This window comes from Pseudomonas sp. RA_35y_Pfl2_P32, from assembly GCF_963970735.1.
Classification (GTDB): Bacteria; Pseudomonadota; Gammaproteobacteria; order Pseudomonadales; family Pseudomonadaceae; genus Aquipseudomonas.
In genome coordinates, this window is record NZ_CAXAQF010000022.1 from 18,559 (window position 1) to 35,854 (window position 17,296).

The 17,296-nt window shown below is 62.7% G+C and carries 13 protein-coding genes; 9 read left to right on the forward strand and 4 right to left on the reverse strand.

Translation table 11 applies throughout. The features are described from left to right. Nucleotides 1-6: 6 nt before the first annotated feature. The 3 genes from AACY45_RS21370 to AACY45_RS21380 are packed head-to-tail and all read left to right on the forward strand — an operon-like array spanning nucleotide 7 to nucleotide 2,374. Nucleotides 7-759, forward strand: a complete 753-nt coding sequence (locus AACY45_RS21370) for a 5-oxoprolinase subunit PxpA (RefSeq protein ID WP_339547256.1) — start codon at nucleotides 7-9, stop codon at nucleotides 757-759. Beyond that, the gene (gene pxpB / locus AACY45_RS21375) at nucleotides 756-1,460 is read left to right on the forward strand and encodes a 5-oxoprolinase subunit PxpB (RefSeq protein ID WP_339547257.1); all 705 of its coding nucleotides are present in this window, start codon (nucleotides 756-758) and stop codon (nucleotides 1,458-1,460) included. Before AACY45_RS21370 ends, pxpB begins: the two co-directional genes overlap by 4 nt. Then, complete coding sequence (locus AACY45_RS21380; RefSeq protein ID WP_339547258.1) at nucleotides 1,457-2,374, forward strand: 5-oxoprolinase subunit C family protein; 918 nt, start codon at nucleotides 1,457-1,459, stop codon at nucleotides 2,372-2,374. The genes pxpB and AACY45_RS21380 overlap by 4 nt, the downstream gene beginning before the upstream one ends. Nucleotides 2,375-3,462: 1,088 nt before the next feature. On the opposite strand, the gene AACY45_RS21385 is transcribed toward AACY45_RS21380, so the two are convergent. The 3 genes from AACY45_RS21385 to AACY45_RS21395 all read right to left on the reverse strand — a co-directional run bounded on the left by AACY45_RS21385 (nucleotide 3,463) and on the right by AACY45_RS21395 (nucleotide 6,715). Further along, nucleotides 3,463-4,641, reverse strand: coding sequence for a vWA domain-containing protein (locus AACY45_RS21385; protein ID WP_339547259.1), 1,179 nt, complete (start codon nucleotides 4,639-4,641; stop codon nucleotides 3,463-3,465). Nucleotides 4,642-4,653: 12 nt separating this feature from the next. Beyond that, nucleotides 4,654-5,499 (reverse strand): AAA family ATPase, encoded by an 846-nt coding sequence (locus AACY45_RS21390; protein WP_339547260.1) that lies wholly within the window; start codon nucleotides 5,497-5,499, stop codon nucleotides 4,654-4,656. 142 nt (nucleotides 5,500-5,641) lie between these two features. After that, entirely contained in the window at nucleotides 5,642-6,715 is a 1,074-nt protein-coding gene (locus AACY45_RS21395; RefSeq protein ID WP_339547261.1) for a DUF748 domain-containing protein, read from the reverse strand. Between the two features lie 126 nt (nucleotides 6,716-6,841). Here AACY45_RS21395 and cysK point away from each other — a divergent pair, with 126 nt between their 5' ends. The 4 genes from cysK (at nucleotide 6,842) to AACY45_RS21415 (ending at nucleotide 10,340) form a co-directional block, all read left to right on the forward strand. Then, on the forward strand, nucleotides 6,842-7,816 hold the full coding sequence (cysK, locus tag AACY45_RS21400; protein WP_339547262.1) for a cysteine synthase A: 975 nt from the start codon (nucleotides 6,842-6,844) through the stop codon (nucleotides 7,814-7,816). Nucleotides 7,817-8,142: 326 nt separating this feature from the next. Continuing rightward, entirely contained in the window at nucleotides 8,143-9,081 is a 939-nt protein-coding gene (locus AACY45_RS21405) for an aspartyl/asparaginyl beta-hydroxylase domain-containing protein (RefSeq protein WP_339547263.1), read from the forward strand. 131 nt (nucleotides 9,082-9,212) lie between these two features. Continuing rightward, on the forward strand, nucleotides 9,213-9,377 hold the full coding sequence (locus tag AACY45_RS21410) for a hypothetical protein (RefSeq protein ID WP_339547264.1): 165 nt from the start codon (nucleotides 9,213-9,215) through the stop codon (nucleotides 9,375-9,377). A 99-nt stretch (nucleotides 9,378-9,476) separates the two neighbouring features. Next, nucleotides 9,477-10,340: a DMT family transporter gene (locus AACY45_RS21415; RefSeq protein ID WP_339547265.1), complete on the forward strand. Its 864-nt coding sequence runs from the start codon at nucleotides 9,477-9,479 to the stop codon at nucleotides 10,338-10,340. 31 nt (nucleotides 10,341-10,371) lie between these two features. Here the strand turns inward: AACY45_RS21415 and AACY45_RS21420 are convergent, their stop codons facing one another. Beyond that, nucleotides 10,372-11,268, reverse strand: a complete 897-nt coding sequence (locus AACY45_RS21420) for a DMT family transporter (protein WP_339547266.1) — start codon at nucleotides 11,266-11,268, stop codon at nucleotides 10,372-10,374. 130 nt (nucleotides 11,269-11,398) lie between these two features. Here AACY45_RS21420 and aceK point away from each other — a divergent pair, with 130 nt between their 5' ends. Both aceK and hrpA read left to right on the forward strand, forming a co-directional pair. Next, on the forward strand, nucleotides 11,399-13,120 hold the full coding sequence (gene aceK, locus AACY45_RS21425) for a bifunctional isocitrate dehydrogenase kinase/phosphatase (protein WP_339547267.1): 1,722 nt from the start codon (nucleotides 11,399-11,401) through the stop codon (nucleotides 13,118-13,120). Between the two features lie 171 nt (nucleotides 13,121-13,291). Then, the gene (gene hrpA / locus AACY45_RS21430) at nucleotides 13,292-17,203 is read left to right on the forward strand and encodes an ATP-dependent RNA helicase HrpA (RefSeq protein WP_339547268.1); all 3,912 of its coding nucleotides are present in this window, start codon (nucleotides 13,292-13,294) and stop codon (nucleotides 17,201-17,203) included. Nucleotides 17,204-17,296 lie beyond the last annotated feature (93 nt).

Consider the following 17,296-nt stretch of genomic DNA (forward strand, 5'->3'; position numbering starts at 1 on the left):
CTCACCGTGAGCCGCCTGTTACTGAACTGCGATATCGGCGAAAGCTTTGGCAGCTGGACCATGGGTCTGGATGCCGAGGTGATGCCGTTCATTGATTGCGCCAACGTCGCCTGCGGTTTCCATGCCGGCGACCCCAGCATCATGCGCAAGACCGTCAGCCTGGCCCTGAGCCATGGCGTGCGGGTCGGCGCCCATCCGGCCTATCAGGACCTGCAAGGGTTTGGTCGCCGGTCCATGGCCTACAGTGCCCAGGAAATCCAGGACCTGCTGCACTATCAGATCGGCGCGCTGGACGGTATCTGCCGTGCCCAGGGCGCACGCGTGAGCTACGTCAAACCCCACGGGGCGATGTACAACGACATGATGGCCAACCCGGCGCAGTTGCGCGCAGTGATTCAGGCCGTCGCGGCCTACGACCGGCAACTGCCGCTGATGCTCATGGCGACCCGTGACAACCGCGCTGCCCAGGCACTGGGTGATGAGTACGGGGTGACGCTGTGGTTCGAAGCCTTCGCCGACCGTGCCTATGACAGCGCCGGGCACCTGGTGTCGCGGCAGTTGCCAGGCGCGGTGCATCACGATGGGGAAAAAATCATCGAGCAGGCGTTGATCATTGCCCGTGGCGCGGAGTTGCTCGCCAGCGACGGCAGCCCTTTGTTGCTGCAGGCCAACACCCTGTGCGTGCACGGTGACAACGCCAGTTCGGTGGCAGCCGTGCAGCGTATCCGCGAGGCCTTGAATCAGCAGAGCCCATCATGAAACCACGGGTTGAAGTGGTGGCGATCGACTGCCTGATGGTCCGTCTGTTTGATGAAATCGCCGAAAGCAACATGCCGTGGATGCTCGCCGCCGCTGCGCGGCTGCGGGAAAGTTTCGCCGGGCACCTGATCGACCTGGTGCCGTCCTACACCACCTTGATGGTGCATTACGACCTGCTCGCCCTGACCCCGGCCCAGGCTCGGGAGCGGATTGCCCAGGCCCTCAACGGTCTGACGCCGGATGCCCAGGCCAGTGGTCAGTGTCATGTGCTGCCGGTCTGGTACCACCCCAGTGTCGGCCCGGAACTGAGCCTGCTGGCGCAGCGCAGTGGCTTGGCGGTGGACGAGGTGATCCGTCGCCACAGTGAGCGCGAGTATCAGGTGTTCGCCCTCGGGTTTGCCCCGGGCTTTGCTTTCATGGGCCTGGTGGAAGAAGTGCTGGCCGCGCCGCGCCTCAATACCCCGCGCAAGCGGGTGGCGGCCGGCAGCGTCGGGATCGCCGAGCGCCAGACGGCGGCCTATCCGGTGGTCTCGCCAGGGGGCTGGAACCTGATTGGCCGCACCCCGGCCAGACTGTTCGACCGTGGGCGCGAGGGCTACAGCCTGATGCAGCCGGGCGATACCGTGCGTTTCGCGGCGGTCAGCCACGCCGAGTTCGTCAACCTGGGTGGCGATGACACCCCGCTGGAGGTATCGGCATGAGCCGCTTGAGCATTGAGGCCAGCACCGCGCTGTGCCTGTTGCAGGATGCCGGGCGCTTCGGCGTGCGTCACCTGGGCGTGACCCAGGGCGGGGCGGCGGACTGGCTGTCGATGTCCTGGGCCAACCGTCTGCTGGGCAACTCGCTGGACGCGGCGGTGATCGAGGTGACCCTCGGCGGCTTGACCCTGCAGGCGCAGGACGAGTGTTGCCTGGCACTGGCGGGCGCCGACCTCGGCGCGTTGCTGGACGGCCAGCCCCTGGCCCCGTGGCGCAGCTTTGTCCTGCGCAAGGGCCAGCGCTTGCAGTTCACCCAACCGCTGCTGGGGGCGCGGGCTTATCTGGCAGCACCCGGTGGCTTCGCTGCGCCGCCGGTGTTGGGCAGTTGCGCCACCGTGGTGCGCGAGGCGCTGGGGGGGCTGGATGGCTTCGGTCGCCCGTTGGCCAAAGGCGCCGAACTGAGTTACGCCGGGCCGGCGGCGACGCTGTGCGAAGTGCCGCGCGAACAGCGCCCGGACTTCGCTCGTGCGCCTGTGCTGGACCTGGTACTCGGTGCGCAACATGGCGAGTTCAGTGGGCAAAGCCTGTTCGATGCCTTCAACAGCGCCTGGACCCTGGACACCCGCGCCGACCGCATGGGCATGCGCTTGCTGGGCCCGGCCTTGCAGTACCAGGGCCGGCCGATGATTTCCGAAGGCATCCCGCTGGGGGCGGTGCAGGTGCCACCAGACGGGCAGCCGATCGTGTTGCTCAATGACCGGCAGACCATTGGCGGTTATCCACGGTTGGGGGCGCTGACGCCACTGGCCCTGGCCCGCTTGGCGCAGTGCCTGCCGGGGCAGTCGGTGCGACTGGCGCCGGTGCTGCAGGAGACCGCGCATCGCCAGCACCGGGAATTGCTGCAGCGGTTCAGGTGATCGTAGGCTTGGCAGCGAGAGACAGGGTGGGAGCTGCCGAAGGCTGCGATCTTTTGATCTTGGCTTTGTGGCCATATCCTGCCGGTCGGCCTGAGTGGTAAGGGCGGGCGAGGCGGCCTACCGGCCGGCCTGTGTTTACGGGTGTATGGATTGCCCCTGTGGGAGCGGGCTTGCCCGCGATGAGCATCGGTATCTACGCAACTTTAGTAGCGGACTGTGGCGAGGGAGCTTGGTCCCGTGGTGGCCTCTGCTGGGCCGACCGGGGTGTTGGATTAGGCCGAGTACATATCCATTCTTGCGGTAACGGCCACCTATGGTTCCGCCCTGACGGCGGCTCACTTTTGGAGGAGCCCAAAAGTAAGCAAAAGGCTCTTGCCCCACCACTCGGCACCTCGCTTGGGCTCGGTGTTCCCTCACTCCGGCTTGAATCCGTGGGCCGCCGCCCCGCGCCATCCATGGCGCGGGGCGGCTAACCCGGCGTCCTGCCGGGTTACCCACGGATTCCAGCCTGCGTTCGGCCAGCGTGGTTAACGGGGCGCCCAGGATCAAGAGCCAGAACCAGAGCCAGATCAAAAGATGGCTGACTTCGTCAGTGTCTTAGGAAGTAGAAGCTACACCGCGCATGCCCCAATGATCAGGTCGGCTCTTAGGCCGCCTCGCTTTGTTTTTGATCCTGGGCGCCCCGTTAACCACGCTGGCCGGAATCCGATATTGATTTGGGGGGTAAACCGGCAGGACGCCGGGTTAGCCGCACTGGGCCAGGGATGGCCCATTGCGGCGGCCCCCCAAATCAATGTCGGAGTACGGGCATGCCGAGCCTAAGCGAGGCACCGAGTGGTGGGGTAAGAGCGTTTTGCTTACTTTTGCGCTGTTCAAAAGTGAGCCGCCGTCAGGCGGAACCATAGGAGGCCGTTACCGCAAGAATGGATATGTACTCGGACCAGGATCCAACATCCTGGTCGCACCACAGTTGTGTAGATACCTATGCCGCGATGGGGCCAGAACATTCAACCTCGCCGGTGCCTGACCCACCGCCATCGTCGGAACGGCGCCCGGAGCAGGCGGCGATCCGTCCGAGCGTTAAACGGTCATTTGGAAAGAAACCGCATCCCTTCTTCCAGCCCACGCAAGGTCAGCGGATACATCTGGTCCTCGATCAAGTCGCGCACGATGTTGGTCGAGGAGGTATAGCCCCACGTATCTTTGGGGTAGGGGTTGATCCAGATGAGCTTCTTGTACTTCTCCATGAAACGCTGCATCCACACGTAACCCGGCTCTTCGTTCCAGTGTTCGACACTGCCACCGGCCTGGGTGATTTCATAGGGCGCCATGGCGGCGTCGCCGATGAAGATCACTTTGTAGTCGGCGCCGTACTTGTGCAGCAGGTCCTGGGTCGAGGTGCGCTCGGAGGTGCGGCGCATGTTGTTCTTCCACACCGACTCATAAACGAAGTTGTGGAAGTAGTAGTACTCCAGGTGCTTGAACTCGGTCTTGCAGGCCGAGAACAGCTCCTCGCAGGTCTTCACGTGGGCGTCCATCGAGCCGCCGATGTCGAACAGCAGCAACAGCTTCACGGTGTTGCGCCGCTCCGGCCGCATCTGGATGTTCAGCAGTCCGGCATCGCGCGCGGTGTGGTCGATGGTGCCATCGATGTCCAGCTCTTCCGCTGCACCCTGGCGCGCGAATTTACGCAACCGGCGCAGGGCCACCTTGATGTTGCGAGTGCCCAGTTCCACCGAGTCGTCGAGGTTCTTGTACTCGCGCTGATCCCATACCTTCACCGCCTTGCCCTGGCGCTTGCCGGCATCGCCGACCCGGATCCCTTCGGGGTTGAAGCCACCGGAGCCGAACGGGCTGGTGCCGCCGGTGCCGATCCATTTGTTGCCGCCGGCATGGCGTTCCTTCTGTTCTTCGAGGCGTTTCTTGAATTCTTCGATCAGCTTGTCCAGGCCGCCCAGGGACTGGATCTGCGCGCGCTCCTCATCGCTGAGGGAACGCTCGAACTCCTTGCGCAACCAGTCTTCGGGAATCAGCGCCTGAAGGTGGTCGTCGAGTTTTTCCAAGCCATTGAAGTAGGCGCCGAACGCCCGGTCGAACTTGTCGAAATGCCGTTCGTCCTTGACCAGGATCGCCCGCGCCAGGTAGTAGAACTCGTCCATGTCGGCGAAGGTCACGCGCTGTTTCAGCGCGTTGATCAGGTCCAGCAGTTCGCGCACCGAGACCGGAACCTTGGCCGCGCGCATTTCATTGAACAGGTTGAGCAGCATGGCAGCAGCCTCTTAGCGGGTGCCGCGACGGCTCATGAACGCCAGGCGCTCGAGCAACTGCACGTCCTGCTCGTTCTTCACCAGGGCCCCGGCCAGTGGCGGGATGGCCTTGGTCGGATCGCGTTCGCGCAGCACCGCTTCGCCGATGTTGTCGGCCATCAGCAGCTTGAGCCAGTCCACCAGTTCCGAGGTCGACGGCTTTTTCTTCAGCCCCGGCACCTTGCGCACGTCGAAGAACACGTCCAGCGCTTCGCTGACCAGGTCTTTCTTGATGTCCGGGTAGTGCACGTCGACGATCTTCTGCAGGGTGGTGCGGTCCGGGAAGGCGATGTAGTGGAAGAAGCAGCGGCGCAGGAAGGCGTCCGGCAGCTCTTTTTCGTTGTTGGAGGTAATGATGATGATCGGCCGTTGCTTGGCCTTGATGGTCTCGTCGATTTCGTAGACGTAGAACTCCATCTTGTCGAGTTCTTGCAGCAGGTCGTTGGGGAATTCGATGTCGGCCTTGTCGATTTCGTCGATCAGCAGGATCACCCGCTCATCCGACTCGAAGGCTTCCCACAGCTTGCCCTTCTTCAGGTAGTTGCGGATGTCATGGACCTTGTCCACGCCCAGCTGGGAATCGCGCAGGCGGCTGACCGCGTCGTACTCGTACAGGCCCTGGTGGGCCTTGGTGGTGGACTTGATGTGCCAGGTGATCAGGCGCACGCCGAAGGATTCGGCCAGTTGCTCGGCCAGCATGGTCTTGCCGGTGCCCGGCTCACCCTTGACCAGCAGTGGCCGCTCCAGGGTGATGGCGGCGTTGACCGCCAGCTTCAGGTCATCGGTGGCGACGTATGCGCGGGTGCCTTCGAACTTCATCGGTAATTCCTCGAACAGTAGCGCCGACCTGCGCCGGGCAGGGCGGGGGAAAGAGAGCATATGCCCGACTATAACGCGGCGCCCGGTCGACTGTGAACGCAGACGGCTTATTCAGTCTCTGAATGGGGCGTCACATGGTGACTCAGTCAGCCGACGGCTTGGGCTGCTCGTATCGTGCATTAAAAGCCTTGATGAAGCCGTTACGCAGAATCTGCAGGAAGGCCTGGAAGGCGCTGATGTCCTGTTTATGCACGCTGCCACTGAGTTCGACCCGGGTGGCGAACTGGTTTTTCGGTTGATTCTTGAGCACGGTTTCAGTGGTGCCGACCAATGCCTCCCAGACCGAACGGAAGAGGCCTTTCTTTTCGTTGGCCACATCCTGCTGCCAGTTGAACACGTCGACGTCACGCAGCAGCGGCTTGATATAGCCCTTGAGCTGGCCCTTGTTGGCCTGGGCTTCGATGACCACGTCGCCGTGGCCGGCATTGAAGTCGAACTTGCCGTAGGCCGCGGCGAAGTCGTTCATGCGCTTGAGTTCGATGTCCTTGACCCGCAGGCGGAACTCGAACGCCTCGAAATTGCTCAAGGGGTCGAAGGTCGCGTTGGTTTCCAGCGGTGCATGCCCCAGCAGCAGGGCCTTGCCCTCGAAGCGTGCGTCGCGCCGGCCCTTGACGTTGACCACGTTGGTCAGGTTGAACACGCTGGCATCGACCTGGGTGGCCTGCATGTCGACCGGCGGTTTGGAGGTGAAGTTGTGAAAGGTGATGCGCCCGTTATCGATGCGCACTTCGTCCAGGGTGATGGGCAGCAGTTTGCCCAGTTGTGCCCGCCAGTCGGTGCCACGACCGGTCTGGGAAGCCTGCTTGTTGCCGCCGTCGACGAAGTTCAGCTCGGGTTTGACGAACAGCACTTTGGCCACCACCGCACGGTCGTACCACAGTGAATGCCAACTGACGGACAGGTCGATCAGCGGCGCCTTGACGAACGGGACCGGGACCTTGCCCTGGACCTTGACGATTTCCAGTCCATTGATCCGGTAGGCGCCGCGCCACAAGGCCAGGTCGACATCGCTGATCTGCCCGCGGTAGTCGCCCATCTCGGCCAGCTTGTCGTTCAGGTAGTCGCGCACCAGGTAGGGCAGGGCGACGTGCAGGGCCACCAGCAGCAACGTTATGCCGGCCAGCGACCAGAGGGGCCAACGGTATCGACGTTTCATGGCGTCTCGCTCAGGGTGTATAGAACGATGGACTGCGTGGGCGCGCAGACGTTCGTCTCGACTGGACGCCCAAGGGGGCGAGGCATACCCTTGAAGGCTTCTTCAACGCTGTACAAGGACCCAGCCATGAGCCGCATTTTTGCTGACAACGCCCATTCCATCGGCAATACGCCGCTGGTGCAGATCAACCGTATCGCGCCGCGTGGCGTCACCATCCTGGCCAAGATCGAAGGGCGTAACCCGGGTTACTCGGTCAAATGCCGGATCGGCGCGAACATGATCTGGGACGCTGAAAGCACCGGCAAGCTCAAGCCGGGCATGACCATCGTCGAGCCGACCTCGGGCAACACCGGCATCGGCCTGGCTTTCGTCGCGGCCGCGCGTGGCTACAAGCTGATGCTGACCATGCCCGCCTCGATGAGCATCGAGCGGCGTAAGGTGCTCAAGGCCCTGGGGGCTGAACTGGTCCTGACCGAGCCGGCCAAGGGCATGAAGGGCGCGATCGAGAAGGCCGCAGAAATCCTTGCCAGCGATCCGACCCAATACTTCATGCCGCAGCAGTTCGATAACCCGGCCAACCCGGCCATCCATGAAAAGACCACCGGTCCGGAAATCTGGAACGACACCGATGGCGCGGTGGACGTGCTGGTGGCCGGCGTAGGCACCGGCGGCACCATTACCGGCATCTCGCGCTACATCAAGCACACCCAGGGCAAGCCGATTCTTTCGGTGGCGGTGGAACCTGTGGTCTCGCCCGTGATCACTCAATGGATGGCCGGTGAAGAAATCAAGCCAAGCCCGCACAAGATCCAGGGCATCGGTGCCGGTTTTGTGCCGAAAAACCTTGATCTGTCGATCGTCGACCGGGTCGAGCTGGTCAGTGACGAGGAGTCCAAGGCCATGGCCCTGCGCCTGATGCAGGAGGAAGGGATCCTCTGTGGTATTTCCTGTGGCGCGGCGATGGCGGTGGCGGTGCGCCTGGCCGAGACTGCGGAAATGCAAGGCAAGACCATTGTGGTGATCCTGCCCGACTCCGGTGAGCGTTATCTGTCGAGCATGCTGTTCAGTGATCTGTTCACTGAGCAGGAGAATCAGCAGTAAGGCGTAGGGGTAGGGGCGAGTGGGTTGGCGATGACGGTGCGAGCGATGGGTTGCTTCAGAGAGTGCGCGTTATCGTTAAGGTTTTTTCGCGAGCAAGCTCGCTCCTACAGTTAAAAAATAAAGGAGTGAGGGGGGGGCGGTGGTTGGGGTTGACCCCGGTCAGCCAGGGTTCAGCTGGCGTGTGTTACTTAGCTTTGTTGCGCAAACCTCAATACTGAATGTTAGGAAGTGCGATTTTTTGCAAGGCCGGCTGTGAGTATCATGGCCGCCTGCCGCGTCGGGTAAATGGCGCTGTGCAGTGACGTTATTTTTCAAGGAGTTGTAGCATGAGTTTTTCTTTCGCCGCCAAGGCTTCGTTGTTGCTGCTGTTCGTGGGCAGCACCCTCTATGTGCACTTGCGCGGCAAGGCGCGGTTGCCGGTCTTGCGGCAGTTCGTCAACCATTCGGCCTTGTTCGCCCCCTATAACGCCTTGATGTACCTGTTTTCCGCAGTGCCGTCCAAGCCGTACCTGGACCGCAGCAAGTTTGCCGAACTGGATGTGCTCAGGGACAACTGGCAAGTGATTCGCGACGAGGCCATGCACCTGTTCGACGAAGGCTACATCCGCGCCGCCGAGCACAACAACGACGCCGGGTTCGGTTCATTCTTCAAGAAAGGCTGGAAGCGTTTTTACCTCAAGTGGTACGACAAGGCGCTGCCTTCGGCCGAGGCCCTGTGCCCCAGGACCGTCGCGCTGGTCAACAGCATCCCCAACGTCAAGGGTGCGATGTTCGCCCTGTTACCCGGTGGCAGTCACCTCAACCCCCACCGCGATCCGTTCGCCGGCTCCCTGCGTTATCACCTGGGCCTGTCCACGCCGAACTCCGACGCCTGCCGCATTTTTGTCGACGGCCAGGCCTATGCCTGGCGCGATGGCGAAGACGTGATGTTCGATGAAACCTACGTGCACTGGGTCAAGAACGAAACCGAACAGACCCGGGTGATTCTGTTCTGTGACATCGAGCGGCCGTTGAGCAACCGCCTGATGACCCGTCTCAATCGCTGGGTCAGTGGCCTGCTGGGCCGCGCCACCGCACCGCAGAACCTGGATGACGAGCGGGTGGGCGGGATCAACCAGGCGTATGCCTGGAGCAAGAACTCCAGCGACCGGTTCAGTGCCGTCTTCAAGCAATGGAAACGTCGCAATACCAAGCTGTACCGCATCCTGCGCCCGGTGTTGGCGGTGCTGGTGTTGACGTTGCTGGGGTACTGGCTGTTCGGTTGATCGCCCATCCGCAAAACCGATGCCCGAGCCGCCTGCAAGAGGTTGTTGCAATCCATGTCGAGCGCTGGTTATAGTCAGGGCTCGTCGGGCGTGAAGCCCGCTGCTTTCCTCTCCTGAAAAAAGATCCGTCCATGCCTGCATCCCACCTCAACGCGGTAGTCGATTCAGCGGTCAACGCTGGCGTCGTGCCGTGCGGGAATTTGCAGCCTGCGCAGATCAGTCACTACCCCCCTCCTGTCAGTCGCACGCCAGTGTGCGCGGTGGTCTCGCCGCCAGGTGTCGGTTGCTCGGTCTGATCAGCATTCACTGCTGTTCCCAGCGCCGTTCCTGAACACAACAAAACCGAATTTCAGCCTTGGCTGAATTGGCTTATTGCCTGATGACAGGTGGTCTAGATGTTGCTCATTTCAAAAAATACCGCGCTTGCGGCGGCTTCCACGAGCCTGTTCGTTCTGCTCTGGAGTAGCGGGGCGATTTTCTCCAAATGGGGGCTGGCCCATGCCTCGCCCTTTGCCTTTCTCCTGATCCGCTTTGCCATTGCCTTGTGCGGGCTGGTGGTGTTGGTGCCGCTGCTCAAGCTCAAGCTACCCCAGGGGCGCACAGCGACCTGGTATGCCGCGGCTACCGGGCTGGTGCTGTTGGGGGCGTATCAGATCTTTTATCTGCTGGCCCTGGACTTGAAGGTCACCCCGGGGGTGATGGCGACGATCATGGGGGTGCAGCCGATCCTCACCGTGGTCCTGATGGAGCGCCAGCGCAGTTGGCGCCGGATGTTCGGCCTGGCGTTGGGCCTGGCGGGGCTGATCATGGTGGTGTACCAGGGGATTGGCCTGGCCGGGATGTCACTGGCCGGGATGTTTTTTGGCCTGCTGGCCCTGGTGAGCATGACGGTCGGCTCCATCATGCAAAAACACATCACCCAGAACCCCCTCGGCACGTTGCCGGTGCAGTACCTGGCGGGGCTGTTGCTGTGCGCGGTGTTCGTACCGTTCCAGCCGTTCCACTTCGAACACAGCAGCGGCTTCATCGTGCCGGTGCTGTGGATGGGGCTGGTGGTATCGCTGCTGGCGACCCTGTTGCTGTACCGCCTGATTGCCCGGGGCAACCTGGTCAACGTCACCAGCCTGTTTTACCTGGTGCCGGCGGTGACGGCGGTGATGGATTACCTGATTTTTGGTAATCGACTGGCGATGCTGAGCCTGCTGGGCATGGCACTGATCATCGTGGGCCTGGTGTTTGTGTTCCGCCAGTCGAGGTGATGCTTCAATCTTCAGTGCCTGGTGAGGCGATTCAAGGACGGATCGCCACCCTGGCCGGGCGCAGCACCATCCACAAGGCCGCCGAGATCAACACACCGCCATACAGGTGCGCCATCGACAGCGGTTCGTCGAGAAACAGCGCGCCCCAGAGCACGCCGAACGGCGGGATCATGAAGGTCACGGTCATCGATTTGACCGGGCCGATGGACGTCAGCAGGCGGAAGTACAGGATGTAGGCGAAGGCGGTGCAACCCAGGCCCAGGCCCAGCAACGACAACCAGACACTCCAGCCGCCCCAGCTCACGGGCGGCTGACTGATCACGCTGTAACCGAACAACGGCAGCAGAAACAGGGTGGCGCCGAGCATGCTGCCCAGGGCCGAGAGGCGGCTGTCGAGGCCGCCTTGCTGGTCGAGCCAGCGCCGGGCGAGGAAGCCGGCGAAACCATAGCAGGTGGTCGCCAGCAGGCAGGCGAGGGCGCCCATCAGCAACTCCAGGTCAAAGGCCACGGGGCCGGCGCGGGTCAGGATGGCCACGCCAAACAGGCCCAACGCAACCCCGGCCATCTTCGACAGGTTCAGGCGTTCGCTGAAAAACAGGCCGCCGATCAGCACCCCCATCAACGGCGTGGTGGCGTTGAAAATCGCCGAGTAGCCGGCGGGCAGCACTTGGGCGGCCACCGAGTACATGGTCGCCGGGATCCCCGAGTTGATCACCCCCAGCAGCAATACGGTCTTGAACTTGCCGCGAAAATCCCAGTGGGTGCGCATCAGCGCCAGGATCAGCAGCAAGCCGGTGGCGGCAATCGACACCCGGAAAAAGGCCGTGGGGACCGTACCGATCACCGGGGCGATGATGCGCATGAACAGAAAGCTCGCCCCCCAAATGGCAGCCAGGGCCAACAAACGCAGAATATCGACGGGGTTCACAGCGCGTTCCTTGATTAATCAGCGCGCCAGTGTCGCTGTCAGCCAGGGCCAAGGCAATGGTTGCGTTGCCTGACAATTGGCCTCTAAGCTCAGGCTCCAACGATAAGTACCATCTCGCAGAGGTCTTCACATGCCGCAGCCATGGCCCGCCGCCGATATCGCCCAGATGATCCTCGACGGCTTTGACGATTACCGCGAGCATTTTCGCCAGATCACCGATGGCGCTCGGGCGCGATTCGAACAGGCGGCATGGCAGGAGGCGCAGGTCGCGTCGGCGGCACGGATCAACCTCTACGAAGAAAAGGTCAACGAAGTGGTGGGGCGCCTGCACGCGGCCTTTGCCGCCGAGACCTTGCTGGAGGTCAGTTGCTGGCCACTGGTCAAGAGCGCCTACATCAGCCTGATCGATCTGCGGTTCGACGATGAACTGTCCGAGACCTGGTACAACTCGACCTTCTGCGGGCTGTTCAGTCACGACCTGATCAGCGACGGCAGCATGTTCATCCACACCACCCGCCCGAGCCTGCGCCGGGCCCGGGCGGCGCAAACCCGCACTTACAAGCCCCAGGGGCAATTGTCGGGAATGCTGGCGAGCATCTTTAGCGACTACCGCTTCAGCGAGGACTACGCCGACCTTAGCGCAGACCTGCGCCGGCTCGAAGCACAACTGCGCGAGAACCTGCCCGACTGGGTGTGCAAGGACCCTCACCTGGCGGTCGAGCTGTTTTCCTCGGTGCTCTACCGCAACAAGGGCGCCTACCTGGTGGGACGCATCTACACCGCCGATGAACAGTGGCCGCTGGTGATCCCGTTGCTGCACCGCGAGGGCCGGGGGATCCAGATCGATGCCTTGATCACCGACGAAGCCGACGTGTCGATCATCTTCTCCTTCACCCGCTCCTACTTCATGGTCGACGTGCCGGTGCCGGCGGAGTTCATCGGCTTTCTCAAGCGCATCCTGCCGGGCAAGCACATCGCCGAGCTGTACACCTCGATTGGCTTCTACAAACACGGCAAGTCGGAGTTCTATCGGGCGCTGATCAATCACCTGGCCAACACCGATGATCAGTTCATCATGGCCCCCGGGGTGCGCGGCATGGTGATGAGCGTGTTCACCCTGCCGGGCTTCAACACGGTGTTCAAGATCATCAAGGACCGTTTTTCGCCGTCGAAAAACGTCGACCGGGCCACGGTGATCGAGAAGTACCGCCTGGTGAAAAGTGTCGACCGGGTCGGGCGCATGGCCGATACCCAGGAGTTCGCCGACTTTCGTTTTCCATTGAGCAAGTTTGATCCAGCGTGCCTGGAGGAGTTGCTCGAGGTCGCGGCCTCGACCGTGGCCGTGGAAGGCGACACGGTGCTGATCCGCCACTGCTGGACCGAGCGGCGCATGACGCCACTGAACCTGTACCTGGAAAACACCAACCCCGCGCAGGTGCGTGAAGCGCTGGAAGACTACGGGCTGGCGATCAAGCAACTGGCGGCGGCGAACATCTTCCCCGGGGACATGCTGCTCAAGAACTTTGGCGTCACCCGTCACGGCCGCGTGGTGTTCTATGACTACGACGAAATCTGCTTCCTGACCGAAGCCAACTTCCGCCATATCCCAGAGCCGCGCACCCCGGAAGATGAAATGGCCTCCGAACCCTGGTACTCCATCGGCCCGCTGGACGTGTTCCCCGAAGAGTTCCCGCCATTCCTGTTCGCCGACGCCGGGCAACGCAAGCTGTTCGACCAACTGCACGGCGAGCTGTACAACGCCGACTACTGGAAAAGCCTGCAAGAGGCGATTCGCGCGGGCAAGGTGATCGACGTGTTTCCGTATCGGCGCAAGGGGTTGGATAACGAGTAGACCCCCCCCTCTGTAGGCGCTGTCGAGTGAAACGAGGCTGCGATCTTTTGATCTTGATTTTTGAAGATCAAAAGATCGCAGCCTGCGACAGCTCCTACAGAACCGCCCGCAATCCCCGCCAAATCTGCGACAATCGCCCCCCTGCGCCACTAGACGACCCTTGCGTACCTGATGACTGACGAATCGCCTTCCATCGACAAACTGCTGAACAACCTCGACCACGCCATGCTCGCCGACCGCCACCGGCTGCGACGCCAGTTGCTCGAGCTGCGCAAGAAACCCGACGAGGCCAAGCTGGCCTTGTGGGTCACGCGTATGCAAGCGTCCTGCGACCAGGTACTGACGCGGCGTGCCAGCCTGCCGGTGATTCGTTACGACGACAGTTTGCCGATTGCCGCCAAGCGCGACGAAATCAAGGCAGCGCTGCTAAAGCACCAGGTGCTGATCATCGCCGGGGAAACCGGTTCGGGTAAAACCACCCAGTTGCCGAAGATCTGCCTGGAAATCGGCCGCGGCCAGCACGGCCTGATCGGGCACACCCAGCCCCGGCGGATTGCCGCGCGTAGCGTCGCCAGCCGGGTCGCCGAGGAACTGGCGACGCCGCTGGGCGCGCTGGTCGGCTATCAGGTGCGGTTCGAGGACCAGAGCGATTCCAACACCCTGATCAAGCTGATGACCGACGGCATCCTGCTGGCGGAAACCCAGAACGACCGCTATCTCGAGCGCTACGACACGATCATCGTCGACGAAGCCCACGAACGCAGCCTGAACATCGACTTCCTGCTCGGTTACCTGAAAACCCTGCTGCCGCGCCGTCCCGACCTGAAAGTCATCATCACTTCGGCGACCATCGACCTGGAGCGCTTCTCCAAGCACTTCGACGACGCGCCGATTGTCGAAGTCTCGGGGCGTACCTTCCCGGTGGACACTTGGTACCGGCCGCTGACGCTTGAGCAGGACGAGGAGGGCAACCGGGTCGAAGACGACCTGACGGTGGACCAGGCGATCCTCGCCACCCTCGATGAAATCGCCGCCCATGAACGCAGCGAGCGCCGCAGCCCGGGTGACGTGCTGGTGTTCCTGCCCGGCGAGCGAGAGATTCGTGACGCCGCCGACATGCTGCGCAAGGCCCAGCTCAAGCACACTGAAATCCTGCCGCTGTATGCTCGCCTGTCACCGGCCGAGCAGCAGCGGATCTTCCAGTCGCACCCGGGGCGGCGCGTGGTCCTGGCGACCAACGTCGCGGAAACCTCGCTGACGGTGCCGGGCATTCGCTACGTGATCGACAGCGGCACTGCGCGCATCAGCCGCTACAGCTACCGGGCCAAGGTCCAGCGCCTGCCGATCGAGGCCATCTCCCAGGCCAGCGCCAACCAGCGCAAAGGTCGCTGCGGGCGAGTCGAGCCGGGCATTTGCATTCGCCTGTACAGTGAAGAAGACTTTATCGGCCGGCCGGAATTTACCGACCCGGAAATCCTGCGCACTAACCTGGCGGCGGTGATCCTGCAGATGCTCCATCTGCGCCTGGGCGAGATCACCGATTTCCCGTTTATCGAACCGCCGGATGGCAAGGCCATCAGCGACGGCTTCAACCTGCTGCAGGAACTGTCAGCGGTGGACCGCAACAGTCAGCTGACGCCGCTGGGCCGGCAACTGGCGCGTCTGCCGGTAGACCCGCGCATGGGCCGCATGTTGCTGGAAGCGGCCCGGTTGGGCAGCCTCCAGGAAGTGTTGATCGTCGCCAGCGCCATGTCGATCCAGGACCCGCGCGAGCGACCGCCGGAGCGTCAGCAGGCGGCCGATCAGGCCCACGCGCAATGGAAGGACGTCGACTCGGACTTCGCCGGGCTGGTCAATCTGTGGCGCGGCTTTGAAGAGCAGCGCCAGGCGCTGACGGCCAGCCCGTTGCGCAACTGGTGCCGCAAGAACTTCCTGAACTACCTGCGCCTGCGCGAGTGGCGTGACTCCCATCGCCAGTTGAGCCTGATCTGCCGCGACATGCAGCTGTCACTCAACAAAGAACCGGCGGACTACCCGAAACTGCACAAGGCGGTGTTGTCCGGCTTGCTCAGCCAGATCGGCCAGAAAACCGAGGAGGGCGACTACCTTGGCGCCCGCCAGCGGCGGTTCTGGATTCACCCCTCATCGGGCCTGGGCAAGAAGCGCCCGCAATGGCTGATGACCGCCGAACTGGTGGAGACCACCAAACTCTATGCGCGCATGGTGGCCAAGATCGATGCCGACTGGATCGAACCGCTGGCCGGGCACCTGATCAAAAAAAACCACTTCGAACCCCATTGGGAGAAGAAGCGTGGGCAGGTGGTGGCGTACGAGCAGATCACCTTGTTCGGGCTGATTATCGTCGGTCGCCGTCCGGTGCATTACGGGCCGATCGATCCGCTGGTATCGCGCGAGCTGTTTATCCGCGAAGCCCTGGTACGCGGCGAGATCCAGTCCAAGGCCAAGTGCCTCACGGCGAATGCGCAACTGCTCGAACAGCTCGATGAACTGGAAGCCAAGGCTCGCCGGCGCGACATCCTGGCGGACGAAGAAACCCTGTTCGCCTTCTACGACGCGCGCTTGCCGGCAGAGATTCACCAGACCGCGACCTTCGACAGCTGGTACCGGGTCAACAGCCAGAAAGACCCGCAGTTGCTGATCATGCGCGAGGAAGACGTGCTGGCGCGCGAGGCCAACGAAATCACCGCGGCGCACTACCCGGACACCCTGCGCCTGGGCGACCTGACCCTGCCGTTGAGTTACCACTTCGAACCCAACCATCCCCGTGATGGCGTGACCCTGCGCGTACCGGCCCCGCTGTTGCCGATGCTGCCGCCGGAGCAACTGGAGTGGCTGGTGCCGGGGGTGATCGAGGCCAAGTGCATCGCCCTGGTGCGCAACTTGCCCAAGGCCTTGCGCAAAAACTTCGTGCCGGTGCCGGACTTTGTCAGGGCGGCCCTGCAACGCATCACTTTTGGCGATGGCTCGCTGCCCCAGGCGCTGGGCCGGGAGTTGTTGCGCATGACCGGCGCCCGGGTCAGCGACGAGGCCTGGGCCGAAGCCGCGCAGCAGGTGGAAAGCCATCTGCGGATGAACCTGGAAATTGTCGACGGCCAGGGCAAGTTCCTCGGCGAAGGCCGCGACCTGGCCGAGCTGACCGCCCGTTTTGCCGAAGCCAGCCAGGCGGCCCTGGCGGTGCCACAGACTGCGAAAAGCCAACAGCCGGTGGAGGCCAAGGTCTTCGCCGCCGTGGCGCAGCAAACCCAGCAGAAGATTGCCGGGCTGTCGATGACGGTCTACCCGGCCTTGGTCGAAGAGGCGGGCACGGTCAAGGAAGGGCGCTTCTCGACCCCGGCCGAGGCCGAGTTCCAGCACCGCCGCGCCTTGCAGCGCTTGCTGATGCAGCAACTGGCGGAGCCGGCGAAGTTCCTGCGGGGCAAATTGCCGGGGCTCACCGAGCTGGGCTTGATGTACCGCGAGCTGGGGCGGATCGACGCGCTGGTCGAAGACATCCTGTTGGCCAGCCTGGACAGTTGCATTCTCGACGGTGAGCCGAGCCTGCCCCGCGACGGCGCCGGGCTGGCAGCGCTGGCCGAACGCAAGCGCGGCGGCTGGACCGAGCATGCCGAGCGCCTGGCGAAGCTGACCCTGGAGCTTCTCAAGCTGTGGCACGGTCTGCAAAAGCGCTTCAAGGGCAAGATCGACCTGGCGCAAGCGGTGGCCTTGAATGACATCAAGCAACAGTTGAGTCACCTGGTGTACCCGGGTTTTGTCCGGGAAACCCCGATGGTGTGGCTCAAGGAGCTGCCGCGCTACCTCAAGGCCGTCGAACAGCGCTTCGAGAAACTCGGCGCACAGGTGCAGAAGGACCGGGTCTGGAGCGGCGAATTGTCGGCGCTCTGGGCGCAGTACCAGGCCCGCGCCAGCAAACATGCCCAGGAAGGCAAGCGCGATCCACAGCTGGAGCTGTACCGCTGGTGGCTGGAAGAATACCGGGTGTCGTTGTTTGCCCAGCAACTGGGGACCAAGGTGCCGATCTCCGACAAGCGCCTGAACAAGCAGTGGACCCAGGTCGAACCCTGAGATCTCCTTGTGGGAGCGGGCTGACCTTCGACAGGGATGTTGAAGGTGATGGCCTCATCGCGGTCAGGTGTTGGGTCGATGGCCGTTTGATCC